Raw genomic sequence first — 19,279 nt, forward strand, 5'->3', positions numbered from 1 at the left:
ATCATGAGCAAGACAATGCCTAAAAAGAAGCACCATCCGGCGTCCGCCCCAAAATCGGCCACCAAACCTGCGGAACCGGCGGATACGGCACTGAGCTGGGCCTACCCGTTCACGCCGGTAGGCAAGAACGACGCGGCCGACCCGATGACCTATTTCAGGGCGCTGGCCAAGTGCGAAAACGGCTTTTATCCGCTCGGCGTCAGCGGCATGTGGCACGGTGGCGTGCACTTCGCCGACGGCAGCGCGGAAATGCTGAAGCAGGACAGCGGCGTGCGCGCGATTGCGGACGGCAAAATCGTGGCGTATCGGCTGAACGCGAAATACGAGGAAACGACGTACCCGAACAATGCTGGTCGGGCGCACTACTCGACCGGCTTTGTACTGGTCCGCCACGAACTGAAGTTGCCGCCGAAGCCGGCCACGAAGGAATCCGCGAAATCGGCTCCCGCATCGGCCCCCGCGCCTGCATCGACTGACACCGCGCCCCCGACAGCCGCCCCTGCCAATAACGCGCCGTCCAACGGCAAACCGGCGAACGACAAATCCCTCGTGTTCTTCAGCCTGTACATGCACACGATGGATTGGGCCGGCTATCAGAAAGCAATTGAACAGGCGAAATCGAACCCGAAGCCTGACCCGGCGCTTCCGGTACCGATGTCGTATTGGGAAGGCGATCGCTACTATCGAGTGGGCGGCAAGGCGAAGGACAAGCAAACCGTTCCGAAGCGGAAGGCGCCTGCGCAGCCATCCGCGAAGCGGATCAATGGTGCCGACGATCTGCCTGTCAACAACACGAACCAGAACGAGCCTCCGCCCGCAGATAGCGGTCAAGATGCCACTCCTCCAGCGCCGGAGACAGGCTTGCACATTCGAGAGTTGCCGAACGGAAAGAGCAAGATTATCGGGATATTACCGATGGGGGCCGAAATCGTTGCGGGCGAAGGCGATCCCACACACCTGGACTGGATCAAGATCAAGTCCATTAAATCGGGCACGGTTTTGTCTGCCGAAGTCGGTAAGCCGGTGTCCCCCCAAGCGCCGTGGAGCTACGTGTTCAAAGGGGACCTGGACGCTGTTGTCGATCCGAAACCGCTCGATACGGTAGTGATCCTGAAGGAGCCGCAGCGCGTCAAGGCAGGCGAAGTCGTCGCGCATGTCGGCCAGTATCAATGGCCCAGTAAGGCGAGCCCGATACCGCCGAAGCCGAACTATCCGATGTTGCATCTCGAAGTGTTCGCGGGGCCGGACCTGAAAGACTTCATCGATCAAAGCCGTGCGCATGCGAAAGAATTGAACGATAAAAACAAACCGCTTCTGGAAATCGAGCCGGGGGCCAAGCTGGTCAGCGAAGTGCCCGCGCCGGATCAGAAACTGACCCAATCCGGATTGAAGCTTGTACCGATAGGCGACGCAAAGGGTTCGCGCTGGATCAAGGTGCAGCCAAAGAGCGTGATGACTGTGCCCGCGAAAGGCAAGCAGAAGGCCAAACAAACCTTCGCGGACGTTGGGAACCCGATGTGGGTTGAAAGCAGTCTCGCGAACACGATCAGCACGGCGAATGTCGCGGGATGGCAGAACTTTCCGCTGGACGTTTCCAAGGCAAGCGGGCCGGAAGCGGATTTCCGGGATGTGCTCCGCCGTACGGGTCTCGACAAGCTTGGGGCGGACAATGTCGCGATCGACGACAAGGGGCATCACTGGTGGAACATCACGATTGGTTCGAAGGACGGTTCCGCACGACAAGGATGGGTATGCGATACCAGTCATGACGGCGTGCAGTTGCGTAGCCCTTGGGAATGGCCGGGTTTCGAATTGGTCGACAACGGCAGCGTCAGCCCTGCCGACATGTTCAAACGCCATATCCATACGACCGAACAATATCTGGCGGATGAGGAAGGTACCGAGTTCAAGGGCGCGGCGGGGAAGGTCAACGCTGGCGAACTCATCACGAAACTTGAAACGGCGATCGATACGAACCACGACGGGAAGGTGACTGCACAGGAACTGAAGCATGCGCTGGAAACGCGGTGGATGGCTGAAGCGGTTTCGCACCTTGTTGTGCGCAATGAAACCGAATGGGGTGGCGGTATGGGCAAGTGGGAGGAACTCACCCCGCTCATGAAGAAGCAGACCGAGATGTGGAAGACGGAACTTGATCGGCTTGCCAAGCTTCAGTGGTGGGAACAAGTCAAGGGAGTTGATGGCTTTCCTACGGACCTCTCGCCTTGGCACTTCCATCCGATTGGGTTGCTGGGGAATTTTGCGAACACGGATTGCTGTGCAATTACGGTCGAGCTATTGGAAAAGATGTACGGAAAATCGGGAGACTGGTTTACTGGGAAAGGCGGATCAAGGACCTTTGTGCAGGAGTTTCCGGAAAAATACCCGAATATATATAAATACGAAAAATATAAATTCGTTTCGCTGCTTAATAATAAACTTAAGGAATATGGAATTGTCGGTTGTTATCATAAAGCTCATTTTCTCGCGCAATGCTTCCATGAATCGGCTAGATTCGAGACAACAATAGAGTTCGCCTCTGGCGAGGGTTATAATCCCGGGGTGCATCCGGATGCTATTAAAAATGGAAATACTAATCTCGGGGATGGGCCGAAATACAAGGGGAGGGGAATAATTCAACTGACATGGAAAAATAACTATGCAGCATACTCGGCTCACAGGGGGATCGATTTTGTAACCGATCCTGAGCTTATTGCTACCGATATGGAAAACGCTATTGACGCATCTTGCTGGTACTGGCGCAACAAAGGAGCGATTTCGGAAAAATATGACGCCAAGGGCGATATAAATATCATCGTGGATCACGAGAAAAATAATGTCAGATTGGTTACGCTGGCCGTTAATGGTGGACATAATGGATTGCCCGAGCGCCAGGAGCTTTTTGATCGAATCAAGAAAGAGTGGGGATTGGTTTGATGATTTTAAAAATAAATATGTTGCTAAAATTTGGCTTGATTTATGCGATCTTTGTGATTGTGTCGTCAGTTGCTTCTGCTGAGATTTCCAATGGACTCTCGATAAATAAAAAAGGGGAAATCCGTGATTGTAGCGGTTCGTCAACGTGCAGAAGCATTGAGCCAGCCGGCGATCTAAAAAAGGCCATTGAGGACGGTTACGAGAATTTGGCTATTGTTGATATTTATAAAGATGGAAGTAAAGAAATTGCAGCCACGAGTGGTGGGGCGGATGGTTGTTCGAAATTTTTCTCTTATGATCGTACGTCGCGCAGATTTTCCGTCTTGAGATTCTCGGATCGGGATATATGTAATTTTCGAGTCGAAGGGGGTAGATTGATTAGTTCGTATCGGTTTGATGGAAAGCAATATGAGGATGTCTATAAACTCGAGAATGGAGGATATCAAATCGCAATAAGTGATGCGTGTGTTGGATGTGATGAGGTTTCTCGTTCTGTGTACGCTGATGGGAAAATTTCTGAAAAAATAATCGTCACCAATCAGCGGGGCTATGTGAAGCGCACGCCGGTAATTACGACGGTTGTTGCGGATAAGGCTGGATTATACGATGACCATTCGGGTTCTTCCTTGGCAAAAATGTATTTGCTGAGAGGGGATAGAGTTCAGCTCGCGGATTTCAATAGTGAAAACGGCCTTTGGTATCTTGTAAAATATTTTACGAGGCGGCATGGTGCTATACTCAAATGGATTAAATGTGAAGACTTGGCTATATGCGAGTAGATCGGATTCCATTAAAAGATGCTGAGTCGATGGGTAAGGTATTGAGATTGAATGGCGTTAGGTGGGGGTGTGAAATTATGAATATAGGGTGGAATTTCTGTTGTCGTGAACTCGGATATCCGAGATAGGGTGAGATATGTCCATTAATTTCGTTCGAGTCGGTGATTCTACGGACCACGGAGGCAAAGTCGAAACTGGCTCGTCATCGATGAAATTTGATGGCCGCTACGTCGCCCGTAAAGGCGACCGCGTGTCGTGTCCGCAGCATCCTGAGGTGTCGCCGAATCTCGTCGAGGAAGGCGACGAATCGATGAAGGACGACGGCATTCCGGTTGCACGACACGGCCATCGCGCTACATGCGGCTGTCATCTGATTTCGAGTCTCGGGTGACGCTAAACAGCAGCGCGAGGCCCGGCCATTAATGCGGCCGTGCCCATGCAGTATTGCGTCTTCACCCTGACGATCGCGATCTCACCAATACCAGCCGCGTGCCCGCGAAGCAACTCGGTCGGGTCTTGGCGAACACGATGTCGCGTGCCTTATCGATCGAGAGTTCCGGCAACAGCACGGCGAGTCGGGTGCGATCGGCGAGCCGGGAGGGCTGGTGTAACGCACGGCGAACATCGGCCCGCTGGCGTCGTACGCAGGACAAATCAACCGGTTGACGTTGGCCAGCAAGCGTTCGCTGCCATGCGGACGATCGGAATCGTGGAACATCCCGCCTGCATGTTGAGCGAAAGCAGCGCTCGTTTTGGGGAGACGGTGTCGGACATTACGTTTCTCCTGAGTGGCCGATGCAGAAGGAGAATCGAAAAGACCCCGTCCGGAACCGGTGGGGCCTGTGGGAATCGGTGACGCTACGATATTGCGCGCACTCGCCGCACGGGCCCGCCGAAGGCGATCGTGCGTGTGGTCGCCGGAAGGGTGATCGTGGTGTTGTGCATTGGTCAATGATGTCCGATGCGCGCGGCGTCAATGACGCTTCACACACCGGGCATCCCCCCACCGCTCAGTCCAACGCCTTCCCCGCCTTTTCATCCATGCAACGAATCGCGAGCAACGTCATCGCGCCGCAACCGATCGCATACCACGCCGGCGCATTCGGATTCCCGGTTGCCGCGATCAGCCACGTGACGAAAAATTGCGCGAAGCCGCCGAAGATCGCGACGCCCACGCTGTACACCAGCGCACCGCCCGTCGCCCGCACCGCACGCGGGAACAACTCGCCGAGCATGGCCCCCGTCGCGCCGATGTTGATCGCATGCACGATCGACAGCGCGGCGATGATCGACAGCAGCGACGTGGCGCCCGGCCAGCGGTTCAGCGCGATGAACGCCGGGTAGATCGCGGCCATCAGCGCGATGCGCGTCCACCAGACGATCCGGTTGCGCCCGAACAGGTCGGACAGGTGGCCGCCGATCGGCGTCACGAGCATCAGGATCGCGCCGGCGACGCAGCCGGCCGTCATCGACAGCCAGGTCGGCAGATGCAGCACCTGCACGCCGTAGATCGCCATGTAGAACACGATGATGTAGTGGATCGACGTGCCGCCGATCGTCACGCCGAGGCCCGCGAACACCGCCTTGCCGTGATGGCGCAGCACGTCGGCGAGCGGCAGCGACGCGACCGGCTCGTCGTGCGCGGCGGCAGGTGCGGCGGCCGGTACCTCCTCGACGGTGCGGCGCAGCCAGTAGCCGAGCGGCACGAACAGCGTGCCGATGATGAACGGCACGCGCCAGCCCCAGCTTTCGAGTTGCGCGGCGTTCAGCGTCGACGTCAGTGCAACGCCGGTGAGCGCGCCGGCGAGTGCGGCGAGCCCCTGGCTCGAGAACTGGAACGACGCGTAGAAGCCGCGCCGATGCTGCGGCGCCTGCTCGAGCAGCAGCGTCGTCGACGCGCCGACTTCGCCGCCCGACGCGAACCCCTGCAGCAGGCGCGCGAGCACGAGCAGCAGCGGTGCGGCGATGCCGATCTGCGCGAAGGTCGGTGCAACCGCGATCGTCGCGGTGCCGAGCGCCATCAGCAGCAGCGTGAGGATCATCGCGTTCTTGCGGCCGGCACGGTCGGCGTACATGCCTATCACGAGCCCGCCGAGCGGACGCGTGACGAAACCGACGCCGAAGCTCGCGACCGCGAGCATCAACTGCCCGAACGGCGAATGCACGGGAAAGAACAGCTTGCCGATCAGGATCGCGAAGAAGCTGTAGACCGTGAAGTCGTAGAACTCGAGCGCGTTGCCGACGGCGGCGGCCGCGATCAGCCGGCGTTTCTTCGCGGCGGCGCGGGCATCGACCGGCGTACCGGCGAACGGAAGTGCAGACGTTTCCATGGGGTTCCCCCGATAAGCGCGAAACTGCGTGATGAAGGGCCGTCAGGCGGCGAGCCAGGCTTCGGCGACGCGCACCCAATAGCTGGCGCCGATCGCGAGGATGTCGTCGTTGAAGTCGTAGCCGGGGTTGTGCACCATGCAGCCGCCCTTGCTGCCGATCCCGTTGCCGATGAACGCGTAGCAGCCGGGGCGCGCTTCGAGCATGAACGCGAAATCCTCGCTGCCCATCAGCGGTGCGGCTTCGGTTTCGACGCGTTCGGCGCCGAGCATCTGGCGCGCGATGTCGGCCGCGAACGCGGTCGGTTCCGCGTGATTGACGAGCACCGGGTAGCCGTAGTCGTAGTCGACTTCCGCGCTCACGCCGAAGCTTTCCGCCTGGCCTCTCGCGAGTGCTTCGATGCGGCGCGCGAGCAGCGCGCGCACGTCGGCGTTCAGCGCGCGTACCGACAGCTTCATCACGACGGTCTCGGGAATGATGTTGAACGTCTCGCCGGCCTGTACGCTGCCGACCGTGATCACGGCCGCCTGCTGGGCGTCGACCTCGCGCGCGACGATCGTCTGCAGCGCGACCATGATGCTGCCCGCGGCCGACATCGGATCGCGCGCGAAATGCGGCATCGCGCCGTGGCCGCCGATGCCGCGCAGCGTGATCGTCACGCGGTCGGCCGACGCCATCGCGGCGCCGGTGCGGAAGGCCATGTCGCCGGCCGCGCGGCCCGGCATGTTGTGGATCGCGAAGATCGCGTCGCACGGGAAACGGTCGAACAGGCCGTCGTCCATCATCGCCTTCGCGCCGCCGAAGTTTTCCTCGGCCGGCTGGAAGATCAGGTTCAGCGTGCCGGAGAACTGGCGCGTCGCCGCGAGGTGACGCGCCGCGCACAGCAGCATCGCGGTATGGCCGTCATGGCCGCACGCGTGCATCTTGTTCGCATGGCGGCTCGCGTACGGCAGGCCCGTGGCTTCGGCGAGCGGCAGCGCGTCCATGTCGGCGCGCAGCCCGACCGTGGGCGTGCCTTGCCCTTCGCGCAGCACGCCGACGACACCCGTCTTGCCGATGCCGCGATGCACTTCATAGCCCCAGCCGGTGAGCAGCTCGGCGACGAGGTCGCTCGTGAGCGTCTCTTCGAACGCGAGCTCGGGATGGGCGTGGATGCGGCGGCGCACCTCGACCAGCTCGGGAGCGATCGCGGCGATACCGGGGATGACGGGGTTCACGGCTTGCAGCATGGGGTCTCCAGTGGGGCCGAAGGGCGTTTGACGCGTATATGACGAGCAAGCATATAAATTTCTTTTGCGTACCAGAAGCTGATAAATTGCTTTGGTGCACACCACCGGTTGCCGCTCGGGAATACCCTGAGCCGGTAACGCCGCGATGCACGGGGTTTCCACGGATCACGCGTTGCCGCCATGAAATACCATCAGTTGAAAGCGTTCGTCACCGTTGCCGAAGAAGGCAGCATCCGTGCGGCCGCACGGCGCCTGAACGTGTCGCCGGCGGCGCTGACGAAGGCGGTCAAGGAACTCGAGATCGCGCTCGGCGTGTCGCTCGTCGTGCGTACCGCGCGCGGCGTTCAGCTCACCGCGTTCGGCCAGCAATTGCAGGTGCGCGCGCGGCTGATCGTCGCCGAAATGCAGCGCGCCCGCGACGACATCGAGCAGGCACAGGGGGCGATGACGGGCTCCGTGTCGGCGGCGATCACACCGGCGGCCGCGGTGACGATCCTGCCCGACGCGTTTCGGGCATTCCGGCGCCGCTTCCCAGTGGCGCGCGTCAACCTGATCGAAGGGTTTCCGGGCGTCGCGCTGCCGCGCCTGCACGACGGCTCGCTCGATTTCGCGGTGGCGGTCGTCGTCCCCGAACTGCTGGCGGCCGAGTTCGACCATGCGGAGCTTTACGCGAGCCGCTCGCTGATCGTCGCGCGCAAGGGGCATCCGCTCGCGTCGGCCACGTCGCTCGCCGATCTCGTCGACGCCGACTGGCTGATGAACCCGTCGCCGGAAAGCTCGACGCAGGTGTTGTTCAATTCATTCGTCGCGTACGGGCTGCCGGTGCCGGCGCGCGTCGTCGAATGCCCGAGCTTCGGGCTCGCACACAGCCTGATGACCGGTTGCGACCTGATCGCATCGATGCCCGAGCAATTGCTGCAGGGCGAGTGGGCGCGCGACCAGCTCGCGGTGTTGCCGATTCGCGAGCGGCTGCCGGGTGTCTCGGTACAGGTCGTCACGCGCCGCGACAGCCCGCTGACGCCGGCCGCGGCGATGCTGCTCGACTGCTTGCGCGATTCCGCGCGGCGCAAGGGGTTGCGGTGAACCCGAGTTCCACGGCAATCATGTAGTCATCCTGATGATGACCACCCCGACAAGCGACCGGCGGCCGGCCGTTCCGACGTATGCCGCGCGAGCCGGTATGATATCGGCCGGCCCGCCGCTCCGGCCGGCCTCCAATCCATCACTATCCGGCATCCAGCAATCAGAGGCATCACATGACCAGTGCAACCCAATTCGACAACGTATCGGTCGTCAAGCGCGCGAACGTCTATTTCGACGGCAAGTGCGTGTCGCATACCGTGCTCTTCCCGGACGGCACGCGCAAGACGCTCGGCGTGATCCTGCCGTGCGCGCTCAACTTCGGTACGGACGCGCCCGAATTGATGGAAGTGCAGGCCGGCAAGTGCCGCGTGAAGCTCGACGGCAGCAGCGAATGGCAAACCTATGGCGCCGGCGAGTCGTTCTCGGTGCCGGGCAAGAGCCGCTTCGACATCGAAGTGCTCGAGACGCTCGATTACGTCTGCAGCTACCTGTAAGCGCGGGCGGCAGAAAAAGAAAAAGCCCCGTCGAAACGGGGCTTGTCGCAAGCGGATGGCGCAAGGCCATCCGGAGCGCCTGTTCGATTTACAGGCAGGCGTTGATGTCGCCGGCCGACGAGGCATCGCCGCCGCGGAAACCGACCCAGGTTTTCGCGTTCGCGGCGTTGGCCGGGCGCACCACGGCGGCAGCGCCGTTCGGCGGCTGCTGGCCCGGTGCATAAACGGCCATGGCGAGGCCGTTCGCCAGTTCGTACTGCGACGTCACTTGCTGTTGCGACTTGTCGGCCCACGTCTTGGCGATGCACTGCGCGACCTGGTCGGCGGGCTTTTGGCTTTGTCCCACGTTCTGCAGGGCAGAATCGGCTGCATGAGCAGAAAATGCCACGGTCAATGCGATGAGCGGTAAGTATTTCGCGTTCACGTTATCTCCCTCGAGTCGTGATTGATTAGGTGGGATCCGCAGTAGTACTGCGTGCTAGTGAGATCGCATCGGGCGAGCACGGTTCCGGCTATTCCGAAACAAGTTGTTAACGCGCTTGCCAAATGGCGGCTCCGGTGCTGTGCAGCGTTGCTGCGATGCGGCATGCGTCGTCTGCGACTCGACGTCATGTGTTGCCCGGTCGGCGCGCGGTCCGGTCGTGTGGTGTCGTGACGGCCGCGGCAAACGGCATGTGCGTGCATGCCGTGCCGCGACTCTTTATCAGATGGCGAAGTGGAATGGCTGATTGATGGCCCCGTCGCATGGACACCATCATGACAAACTTTCGCCCGTCGAACTGTTAACCAACTTTAAACGCGGGACGCGACCGAATGCGATGCAGCACGCGGGGGCATCAGCCCGCCTCGCGGGTGCCTGCGTCGCGCAGGTTGACCGGGACGATGGGGCGGAAGCGCTCGCGCTTCTGTTCGTCGTCGAAGTGATGGCGCGCGGGCTTGATCAGGTCGCTGCGCGACACGATGCCGATGACGCGTAGCGATTGCTCGTCGTCGACGACGGGCAGGCGTTCGAGGCCGAGCATCGCGAGTCGCGATGCGACGACGCGGCACGTTTCGTGCGCGAGCGCGACGACCGGCACGCGGTTGGCGAATGCATCGGAAATCGGCGACTCGGCGCCTGCCTCTGCGCGCTGCGCATCGAGCGTCGCACGATCGACGAGGCCGAGCAGGCGGCCGTGCTGCACGACCGGGTACGCGCGATGCGTCTGCTTCGCGCCGAAGTAGCGCGACTCGACGGTAGCGAGCGTCGTCGCGCCGTCGATCGCGACGACCCGGTCGGCCGACGTCATGACTTCGCCGATGTCATGGCGCTCGAGCGGATCGACGCCGTATTCGCGATAGATGTGATAGCCGCGACGCGCGATCTTCTCCGTCATGATCGAACGCTTCATCACGATGGTCGAGAAACCGTGCGCGACGAGCGTCGCCGCGAGCAGCGGCAGCAGCGCGTTCGCGTCGTGCGTGAGGCCGAATGCGAACACGATCGCGGTCAGCGGAGCGCCGAGCGTGGCACCGAGCGTCGCGGCCATGCATACGAGCGGCCACAGCGCCGGATCGCCGCCCGGCAGCATCGGCGACAGCACGGTGCCGAGGCCGGCGCCGAGCATCAGCAGCGGCGCCAGCACGCCGCCCGACGTGCCCGAGCCGAGCGCGATCACCCACATCACGGCCTTCACGACCAGCAGCGCAAGTGCGATCTTCAACGCGATGTGCTGATGAAGCAGATCGCCGACCACGTCGTAGCCGACGCCGAGCGCGCGCGGTTCGAGCCAGCCGCCGATGCCGATCGCGATCGCGCCAAGCGCGGGCCACCACATCCAGTGCACAGGCAGCTTCGCGAAGGTGTCCTCGACGCGATAGAGTGCCGCCGACAGGCCGCACGCGAGCATGCCCGACAGCAGGCCGGCGACGATGCACGACAGCAGCGCGACGGGCGTCGGCACGGCCGTCGTCAGCGGAAACAGCGGATCGACGCCGAAGCACACCGCGCGTGCGAACCCGGCCACCGCGCACGCCAGCGCGACCGGCAGGAAACTGCGCGGACGCCATTCGAACAGCAGCAGCTCGACCGCGAGCAGCACCGCGGCGACCGGCGTGCCGAACACGGCCGTCATGCCGGCGGCCGCACCGGCCACGAGCAGCGTCTTGCGCTCGGCGGCGGTCACGTGCACGCATTGCGCGACCAGCGAGCCGAGTGCGCCGCCCGTCATGATGATCGGGCCTTCGGCGCCGAACGGGCCGCCGCTGCCGATCACGACGCCGGACGACAGCGGCTTCAGGATCGCGACCTTCGGCGACATGCGGCTCTTGCCGAACAGGATCGCCTCGATTGCTTCGGGAATGCCGTGGCCGCGGATCTTCCGCGAACCGAAGCGCGCCATCATCCCGACGATCAGCCCGCCGATCACCGGGATCACGATCACCCATGCGCCGAGCGTGTTGTTCGCCGGAGAGCGGTCGGCGAACGAGAGCTGCTGGAAGAAGAACAGGTTCGTGAACAGGTGGATCAGGCTCGACAGCACGAACGCGGCGAGCGTGCTGAGCAGGCCGATCCCGGCGGCAAGCAACGCGATCCCGGGCAGGCGTTCGTTGGGCGCGAAATCGCGTTTGTGTGGTGCGTTCATCGGCGTGGCAAGGGCAAGGGTCAGTAATCGATCCGGGGCACCTGGAACGTGTCCTTGAGCGACTTCAGCTCGGCGCGATGCATGGCCGCGAGGCGGGCGAGCAGCGTTTCGCCGGCCGGCTCGAGGTGGACCTCGACCTGGCGGCGATCGGCTTCGCTCGGCTTGCGCTTCACGAGCCCGAGCGCTTCGCAGCGCGTCACCAGTGCGACGACGCCGTGATGCTGCGCCTGCAGGCGTTCCGCGAGCTCGCCGATGGTCGCCCATTCGCGATGCGGATAGCCCTTGATGTGCAGCAGCAGCAGGTATTGCAGCGGCGTCACGCCTTCGCTTTGCGCGGCGCGTTCGGAGAAGCGCTCGAAGCGGCGCATCTGGTAACGGAACTCGGACAGTTGCTGGAAATCGCTCTTGTTCAGCGCGCGTCGGGTATCGTTCATCGAGGTCGGTCGTACGGGCGGTTTCGGTAGCGTCAAATATATCATAACATGATATAAATAAACGATATTGGGCGGAATGGAGATGTTCCGCGCTGCGTCAGCCGTTTTGTGGCGTCACGTGCGTTACGCGGCCTCGAGCATTTGGGTCTGCCGATAAAGGCCCGTCACGAGATCCGTCTGCGTCATGATCCCGACGAGCCGGCGCGACGCATCGACGACCGGAATGTGGTGGTGGCCCGAATGCGTGAACAGCGGCACGAGCGCGGTGATCGGCATCGTTTCCGGCGCGCACGCGACGTCGCGCGTCATCACGGTGGCGACGCTCGCAGGCCGGCCGCCGAGCGATTGCGGCAGCCGCGCGGACAGGCGTTGCCACAGCGGGGCCGGGCGGCGCGGCTGGCGCGTGAGGTCGGCGCGCGTGACGATGCCGGTCAGGCGGCCTTCGCCATCGACCACCGGCAGTGCCTTCACGCAGTGACGGTCGAGCAGTGTCAGCGCGGCCGTTACCGACGTCGACGGTGCGACCTCGATCGCGTGTTTCGTCATGAGGTCGGCGCAAGTGAGCTGGCCGAACGTGCGCGTATAGGCCTGCATCTCGGTTTCGCGCAGCAGCGTTTCGAGATCGTCCGGATCGACGTCGAGCCATTCGCCGCGGCGCTTCAGCACCGCGTCGAGATCGCTGCGCATGAAGCCGCCGTGCGCCGGCACGGCGCCGCCCGCCCGCGGTTTCGCTTCGGGACGTACGCCGCCATGCGGGTAGCGATGCCCGGTCAGCGCGTGATACGCGAGCGCGGCCGACAGCAGGATCGCCGATTGCAGCGCGATCGGCTCCAGCACGAAACGGAAGCCGAGCGAGTGGATGGCCGGGCCGCCGACCACGGCTGTGAGCGCGACGGCGCCCGACGGCGGGTGCACGCAGCGCAGCGCGAACATGCCGCCGATCGCGCACGCGGTCGCGACCGCGGCGGCCGTGACCGGATCGGCGAGCCATTGCGCGCAGGCAACGCCGACCGTCGCCGCGACGAGATTGCCGCCGATGATCGACCACGGCTGCGCGAGCGGGCTTGCCGGCACCGCGAACAGCAGCACCGCCGATGCCCCCATCGGCGCGACGAGCAGCGGCACGAGGCCCGGCTCGCCGGGTAGCAGCCGCATCGTGGCGCCGACCGTCGCGATTCCCACGAGCGCACCCGTGCACGAACGCAGGCGCTCGCGCCAGCCAAGCGATATCGGATGCGGAAGGAAGCTGTGCAGCCATTGCCGCAACGTGCGGCGCGATGGAGGGGAGCCTGGTGACATGAACGGGCGAGCGGTAAAAGTGACGGCGCGGTGCACGCGCGGTGACGAGAGCGGAATTATATCGTGTTGTGATATAAATTGCCGCGCGGCATCAAGCCGTTGCGCACGGGGGAGCCCGAGTCTTGCGAAAACCTTTCGTCCGATGAAAGCTTCGGGGGCGGACAATCGCGCAAATTTGTCTGCGGCGGCGTACAATTCCGGCCACTGAATCCCCCGTCATGCCAGAACCACGTACGCGATGCCCGCTCTCCCGCCTTTTCCCCGGCTCGCTGATCGATTCGACGTGGTTCGCGGCCGCGTTCCGTTTCCCCTCTGACGCGAGCGCCGCCGACGCCTCCCCACTGACTCTCCCCAAGCCAATCCAATGGACATGCTCGAAAACATGCGCCTGTTCGTGCGCGTTGTCGAAGCCGGCAGTTTTACTGCGGTCGCGAAGGAAATCGACGCGACCACCGCGCAGGTGTCGCGCGCGGTCTCGAACCTCGAAGCGCACGTACAGACGCGCCTGCTGCATCGCACGACGCGCCACCTCGGTCTGACCGAAAGCGGCGAACGCTATTTCGAGCGCGCGAAGTCGATCCTCGCGGAAATCGACTACGCGAACGCCGAGGCGCGCAACGCGCTGCTGCGGCCGAGCGGCAAGATGCGCATCCATGCGATGACGGGGCTCGGGCAGAGCCATGTCGTGTCGTCGATCGTCCGGTACCAGGAGGACAATCCCGACGTGTCGGTCGAGCTGACGCTTGCGCAGCGGATGCCGAATCTCGTCGAGGAGGGTTACGACGTGTCGATCGTGACGGCGTCGCAACTGCCCGATTCAGGTTATGTCGCGCAGACCTGCGGCACGAGCTGCAGCGTGCTCGTCGCGTCGCGCGAATACCTGGCGCGGCACGGTACGCCGCAGACGCCCGACGAACTGCCGAACCACGTGTGCCTGCGCCTCGACACGCCGGCGTCGCCGGCCGGCGAATGGCGGCTCGAGCGCAGCGACGGCGAGGAGGCGGTCTACGAACTGCAGCCGGCGCCGTTCCAGGTCAACGTGCCGGACGCGCTGTGCGTCGCGGTGCGCGCCGGGCGCGGGATCGCGTGCGTCGCGCTGTACACGGTGCTCGACGACATTCGCGAAGGGCGGCTGATCCGCGTGCTGCCCGAGTATCGGCTGCAGACGGTGAGCGTGTACGCCGTGTATGCGACGCGCCGTTATCTTGACGCGAAGATCCGCACCTTCCTCGATCACCTGCGCACGACGCTCACGCCTGCGCTGGAGAACGACCTGCGCGAGCTCGAGCGGCTGACGATCGAACCGGCACCGGGCGGCCGCAAGCGCGCGTGACGGCCCGCCTGCGCGCGGCGGCGGCGTTCACGCGGCCGGCGCGATGCGGATCCGCTCGAAGCGGCCCGCGAGCCACGTGTATGCGGCGATGCCGATCAGCCCGTGCGCGGCGACGAACCACAGCGCGCCGGCAAACGAACCCGTGCTGGCGACGAAGTAGCCGATCGCGAGCGGCGTGACGATCCCGGCGATGTTGCCGAGGCCGTTGAACACGCCGCCGCTCAGCCCGACCATGCCTTCCGGCGCCGTATCGGCGAGCACGGCCCAGCCGACCGCCGCCAGCCCCTTGCCGAAGAACGCGATCGTCATCAGCGCGATCACGATCGCGTTCGACGACGCGCCGTTCGCGAGCACGAGCAGCGTCGCCATCGCCATCCCCGCGACGAACGGCGTCTTGCGTGCCTTCGACGGATGCAGTCCACGCCGGATCAGCCAGTCCGACAGCACGCCGCCGAGCACGCCGCCCGTGAACCCGCAGATCGCCGGCAGCGCGGCGACCCAGCCGGCTTCCATGATCGTCATCCCGCGCCCCTTGATCAGGTAGATCGGAAACCACGTGATGAAGAAGTACGTGAGTGCCGTGATGCAGTACTGGCCGATATAGATCGCCCACAGGTTCCGATGGCGGAACAGTTGCGATGCGTCGTGCCACGACACGCGCGGCCGGTGGCGCACGCGATTCGCCTCGAGATCGACGAGCGCGCCGTGTGCGCGCAGGTAGTCACGCTCCGCATCGGTCACGCGCGGGTGGCCGTGAGGTTCGCGATACCACGCGAACCACAGCACCGCGAGCGCGATGCCGAGCAACCCCATCCACAGGAACACGTGCTCCCAGCCGAGCGCGTGCGTGAGCCAGGCCATCGCGGGCGTGAACAGCACGACGGCCATGTACTGCGCGGAATTGAACAGCGCCGACGCGGTGCCGCGTTCGGCGGTCGGGAACCAGCAGGCGACGATCCGCGAATTGGCGGGGAAGGCCGGCGATTCGACGAGGCCGAGCATGAAGCGCATGACGAACAGCGCGAGCGTCGCGCCCGCACCCTGCACGGCGAGCCAGCCGACCGTGCCCTGCAGCATCGTGAAGACCGACCACAGCAGCAGGCTCAGGCCGTACACGCGCCGCGCGCCGAAGCGGTCGAGCAGCCAGCCGCCCGGGACCTGGCCGATCGCATAGGCCCAGGCGAACGCGGAAAAGACGATACCGAGCTGCACGGGCGTCAGCCCGAGGTCGTGCGCGACGCCGGTGCCGGCGATCGACATCGTCGCGCGATCCGCGTAGTTGATGACGGTGACCGCGAAAATCAGCGCGAGGACCGTGTAGCGGACGCGGCCGATCGTGCGCGACGCGGCGGGGGAGGCGGCGAGGGCGGCGCCGCTGGATCGATTGGGCATGCGTGTCTCCTGGCCTCCGTCGGGCGGAGGCATCGGTTGTCGTATCGAGGATGCCGGCCGTACGGCCGCGCCGCGGTCAGCCGGTGACGCTGGTCGGCGGGCGCTGGCCCGCGAAACACGCGGCGAGGTTGGCGAGCACGATCCGGCCCATCTCTTCGCGCGTTTCGTGCGTGGCGCTCGCGCGGTGCGGCTGCACGACGACGCGGTCGAGTTCGAGCAGCGCGGCCGGGACATGCGGCTCGTTCGCGAACACGTCGAGGCCGGCGCCGGCGATCGTGCCGTCGGCCAGCGCGCGTACGAGCGCGGCCTCGTCGACCAGCTTGCCGCGCGCGACATTGATCAGGAATCCTTGCGGGCCGAGCGCGGCGAGCACGTCGGCCGTCACGAGCACGTTGCCGTGATCGGCCGATGCCGCGATCACGAGCACGTCGCTGTCGCGCGCGAGCGCGGCGAGATCGGGCACGTAGCGATAGCCGCTGTCGCGGTGCTCGCGCGGGCCGAAGTAGCTCACGGGCATCCGGAACGCCTGCGCGCGCTGCGCGATCGCGCGGCCCACGCGGCCGAGCCCGACGATGCCGAGCCGCTTGCCGGTGACCTGCGTCGCGAGCGGCTGGGCCGTCTTGCCCCAGCGGCCGGCGCGCACGATCCGCTCGCCGGCGCCGAGGTCGCGCAGTGTCATCAGGATCAGCCCCAGCGCCATGTCGGCCACGTCGTCGGTCAGCACGTCGGGTGTCGTCGTCACGTGGATGCCGCGTGCGCGTGCGCGATCGAGATCGACCGCATCGGTGCCGATGCCGTTGATCGCGACGATCTCGAGCGCGCTCAGCCGGTCCATCAGCGCGGCGGACAGGCCGTTCGCGCCGCCGGTCACGACACCCCGAATGCGCGAGGCCACGCGATCGAGCAGCGCGTCGGGTTGCGCGGCCGCATACGGCCGGTGCACCGCGTAACGGGCGGACAGTTCGGCGTCGATGGTGTCGGGGAGCGGCTGGGTCAGCAGGATGTCGATGGTCATGAAGGTCTCGGTCGTCGTGTTCGGCGCGGGCCGTGCATCAGGTGGAACCGAGTATAGGAATCGCATCGATATCGGTCTAACATCAAAAGACTATCGATTGATTCAAGATTTGGATGATTGAACTACACCAGCTTCGCTGCTTCGTCGCGGTGGCCGAGGAACTGCATTTCGGCCGCGCGGCCAAGCGGCTCTTCATGACCCAGCCGCCGCTCAGCCGGCAGATCCAGCTGCTCGAGCACGCGCTCGGCATCGCGCTGCTCGAACGCAGCAGCCGGCAGGTCAGCCTGACCGCGGCCGGCGAGCGCTTCCTGCGCGATGCGCGGCACATCCTCGAATTCTCGGCACGGGCCGAGCAGGCCGCGCAGCGCGTCGCGCACGGCGGGGCCGGCCGCATCACGCTCGGCTTCACGGCCGTCAGTGCGTACCGGATGATTCCGGTGCTGCTCGCGCATGCCGCGCATGCGCTGCCGGACGTCGACGTCGAATTGCGCGAAATGGTGTCGACCGTGCAGATCGACGCGCTCGCGTCGCGGATGCTCGACGCGGGTTTCGTGCGCCAGCGCGCGGCGCGCCAGCCGCTGGAATACCGGCTCGTGCAGCGCGAGCCGATGCTCGTCGCGGTCGCGCAAGGCGCGCCGCTCGCCGGCTACGAGCAGATCGGCCCCGACGAGCTCGACCGGCAGCCGTTCATCGCGTACTCGCCGAACGAGGGGAAGTACTTCCACGACATGATCTCGGGGATGTTCGCGGGCGCCGGGCGGCTGCCGAACTACCTGCATTACGTCGGGCAGACGCATACGATCCTCGGCCTCGTGCGCGCGGGGCTCGGCGCGGCGCTGGTGCCGGCATCGGCGCGCGAGCTTCACGTCGACGGCGTGGTGTTCCGGCCGCTGGCGGGCGTCAATGTCGCGGCCGAGCTGTATCTCGCGTGGCGGGCGGACAACGATAATCCGGCGCTGCCGGTGTTCAACGCGATGGTCGAGCGGTTTCTGACCGAGAGCACGGACGACGTGGGCGTCTAGCGGCGTTTGCTCGCACGAGCGGGCGCCGGCGTGCGCCGAAAAGTCTGTCGTCTGACGATTCGATCCGCCGTTCGAATTGTTTCGGCTGCAGCCGAAAATGTGCAGGAAGCGGCCAATTTTTGTCCGGTTTTCGCGAAAAAACGCGCTGCACGCCCCCTTGGTTTTCATTTTAGGCAGGGGAAACCCTCATTTTTCCTTATCGGTCATCGTATTACTGTATCGATACACTAAATCGATACAGTGACGTCGCGAGGCGCACTGCAAAGGAGACGGCTCATGAATACCTACACCCGGCGGCGCTTCCTGCAGACGGTGTCGGCGGCCACGCTCGCGGCCGCGGGCGGCTTGCCGGAAAGCGTGCGCGCGCAGCAGCCGGTCGTCGCGCTGCGCTGCTCGTCGTCGATGCCGGCCGACCGGAACGCCGCGCACTACGTGTGGTACGAGCGTCTCGCCGCGAACCTGAAGGCGAGCGTGGGCGATGCGATCCGGGTCGACTACTTTCCGAACAGCCAGCTCGGCAAGGAAAACGACGTCGTGCAGCAGGTCAAGATCGGCGCGATCGACATGATGATCGCGGGCTCGTCGATCTGGGCCACGATCGCGCCGGAGCTCGGGATGCTCGATCTCGGCTACCTGTTCGACAGCTACGCGCATGTCGCGAAGGCGCTCGACGGGCCGGTCGGCACGAGCCTGAACACGCTGCTGCAAAAGCGCGCCGGATGTTCGGTGCTGACCTGGGGCTCGCATTTCGGCGGCCGCTGCGTGTTCACGAAGCAGCCGGTGACGGCGCTGGCGGGACTGAAGGGGACGAAGCTGCGCGTGCTGCCGACGCCCGCGTTCATGGACACCTTCAAGGCGATGGGCGCGGTGCCGACGCCGATTCCGTTCGGCGAGCTGTACATGGCCGTGCAGACGGGCGTCGTCGACGGTCTGGAACACGATCCCGCCACGGTGCTCGCGAGCCGCTTCGACGAGACCGTGAAGTCGTGCTGGCAGTCGCACCACGTGTTCGCGGCGATGACCGTCGTGATGGGGCGGCGTGCGCTCGACCGGATTCCGGCTCATCTGCGGCCGGCGTTCGAGCGCGCGGTGGCCGACGCGACCGTGCAGCAGCGTGCGATTGCCGCGCAGAAGGCCGCGCAGGCGGAGCAGGCGCTGAAGCAGCGCGGCATGTCGTTTTATCCGCTGGCCGATGCCGAGCGCGCGGTGCTGCGGCAGACGATGCGCGACCGCCTGTATGTCGCGTTCGCGAAGCAGTATCCGGCCACCGCGCCGCTGTTTCCGGCGATCGCCGCCGCGCGGGGTTGAGC

16 protein-coding genes are annotated in these 19,279 nt (G+C 64.4%); 8 read left to right on the top strand and 8 right to left on the bottom strand.

The genetic code is table 11. From position 1 onward, the window contains the following. Positions 1–3: 3 nt before the first annotated feature. The 3 genes from G3N62_RS16350 to G3N62_RS16360 all read left to right on the top strand — a co-directional run bounded on the left by G3N62_RS16350 (position 4) and on the right by G3N62_RS16360 (position 4,107). Positions 4–2,937, top strand: a complete 2,934-nt coding sequence (locus G3N62_RS16350) for a glycoside hydrolase family 19 protein (RefSeq protein WP_124669906.1) — start codon at positions 4–6, stop codon at positions 2,935–2,937. Continuing rightward, entirely contained in the window at positions 2,922–3,716 is a 795-nt protein-coding gene (locus tag G3N62_RS16355) for a hypothetical protein (protein ID WP_206141259.1), read from the top strand. The genes G3N62_RS16350 and G3N62_RS16355 overlap by 16 nt, the downstream gene beginning before the upstream one ends. A gap of 136 nt (positions 3,717–3,852) precedes the next feature. Further along, a complete protein-coding gene (locus G3N62_RS16360; RefSeq protein WP_124669908.1) occupies positions 3,853–4,107 on the top strand; it encodes a PAAR domain-containing protein in 255 nt (84 codons plus the stop codon). A gap of 619 nt (positions 4,108–4,726) precedes the next feature. On the opposite strand, the gene G3N62_RS16365 is transcribed toward G3N62_RS16360, so the two are convergent. Both G3N62_RS16365 and G3N62_RS16370 read right to left on the bottom strand, forming a co-directional pair. Further along, on the bottom strand, positions 4,727–6,046 hold the full coding sequence (locus G3N62_RS16365) for an MFS transporter (protein WP_069704662.1): 1,320 nt from the start codon (positions 6,044–6,046) through the stop codon (positions 4,727–4,729). 42 nt (positions 6,047–6,088) lie between these two features. Beyond that, a complete protein-coding gene (locus tag G3N62_RS16370) occupies positions 6,089–7,273 on the bottom strand; it encodes a M20 aminoacylase family protein (protein WP_124669909.1) in 1,185 nt (394 codons plus the stop codon). A 180-nt stretch (positions 7,274–7,453) separates the two neighbouring features. Between G3N62_RS16370 and G3N62_RS16375 the strand changes: the two genes are divergently transcribed. Continuing rightward, positions 7,454–8,356 (top strand): LysR substrate-binding domain-containing protein, encoded by a 903-nt coding sequence (locus G3N62_RS16375; RefSeq protein WP_049034222.1) that lies wholly within the window; start codon positions 7,454–7,456, stop codon positions 8,354–8,356. A gap of 173 nt (positions 8,357–8,529) precedes the next feature. After that, entirely contained in the window at positions 8,530–8,850 is a 321-nt protein-coding gene (locus G3N62_RS16380) for a pyrimidine/purine nucleoside phosphorylase (RefSeq protein ID WP_006478890.1), read from the top strand. Between the two features lie 88 nt (positions 8,851–8,938). Here the strand turns inward: G3N62_RS16380 and G3N62_RS16385 are convergent, their stop codons facing one another. The 4 genes from G3N62_RS16385 to G3N62_RS16400 all read right to left on the bottom strand — a co-directional run bounded on the left by G3N62_RS16385 (position 8,939) and on the right by G3N62_RS16400 (position 13,207). After that, complete coding sequence (locus G3N62_RS16385; RefSeq protein ID WP_021162025.1) at positions 8,939–9,274, bottom strand: hypothetical protein; 336 nt, start codon at positions 9,272–9,274, stop codon at positions 8,939–8,941. Positions 9,275–9,686: 412 nt separating this feature from the next. Continuing rightward, positions 9,687–11,474, bottom strand: a complete 1,788-nt coding sequence (locus tag G3N62_RS16390) for a chloride channel protein (protein ID WP_124669910.1) — start codon at positions 11,472–11,474, stop codon at positions 9,687–9,689. 20 nt (positions 11,475–11,494) lie between these two features. Beyond that, a complete protein-coding gene (locus G3N62_RS16395) occupies positions 11,495–11,908 on the bottom strand; it encodes a helix-turn-helix domain-containing protein (protein ID WP_034187884.1) in 414 nt (137 codons plus the stop codon). Between the two features lie 123 nt (positions 11,909–12,031). Then, positions 12,032–13,207 (bottom strand): HPP family protein, encoded by a 1,176-nt coding sequence (locus G3N62_RS16400; protein WP_124669911.1) that lies wholly within the window; start codon positions 13,205–13,207, stop codon positions 12,032–12,034. Positions 13,208–13,571: 364 nt separating this feature from the next. Here G3N62_RS16400 and G3N62_RS16405 point away from each other — a divergent pair, with 364 nt between their 5' ends. Next, positions 13,572–14,540 carry a LysR family transcriptional regulator gene (locus tag G3N62_RS16405; protein ID WP_034187882.1) on the top strand — a complete coding sequence of 323 codons (969 nt, stop codon included), beginning with the start codon at positions 13,572–13,574 and terminating at the stop codon, positions 14,538–14,540. 27 nt (positions 14,541–14,567) lie between these two features. On the opposite strand, the gene G3N62_RS16410 is transcribed toward G3N62_RS16405, so the two are convergent. Together G3N62_RS16410 and G3N62_RS16415 are read right to left on the bottom strand one after the other, a co-directional pair. After that, on the bottom strand, positions 14,568–15,932 hold the full coding sequence (locus G3N62_RS16410; RefSeq protein WP_124669912.1) for an MFS transporter: 1,365 nt from the start codon (positions 15,930–15,932) through the stop codon (positions 14,568–14,570). 76 nt (positions 15,933–16,008) lie between these two features. Next, positions 16,009–16,947 (bottom strand): 2-hydroxyacid dehydrogenase, encoded by a 939-nt coding sequence (locus tag G3N62_RS16415; RefSeq protein ID WP_124608820.1) that lies wholly within the window; start codon positions 16,945–16,947, stop codon positions 16,009–16,011. Positions 16,948–17,060: 113 nt separating this feature from the next. Here G3N62_RS16415 and G3N62_RS16420 point away from each other — a divergent pair, with 113 nt between their 5' ends. Then, positions 17,061–17,969 (top strand): LysR substrate-binding domain-containing protein, encoded by a 909-nt coding sequence (locus tag G3N62_RS16420; protein WP_034187879.1) that lies wholly within the window; start codon positions 17,061–17,063, stop codon positions 17,967–17,969. 276 nt (positions 17,970–18,245) lie between these two features. Next, a complete protein-coding gene (locus tag G3N62_RS16425; RefSeq protein WP_034187878.1) occupies positions 18,246–19,277 on the top strand; it encodes a TRAP transporter substrate-binding protein in 1,032 nt (343 codons plus the stop codon). Positions 19,278–19,279 lie beyond the last annotated feature (2 nt).

This window comes from Burkholderia sp. Tr-20355 (assembly GCF_017104685.1).
GTDB lineage: Bacteria > Pseudomonadota > Gammaproteobacteria > Burkholderiales > Burkholderiaceae > Burkholderia > Burkholderia seminalis.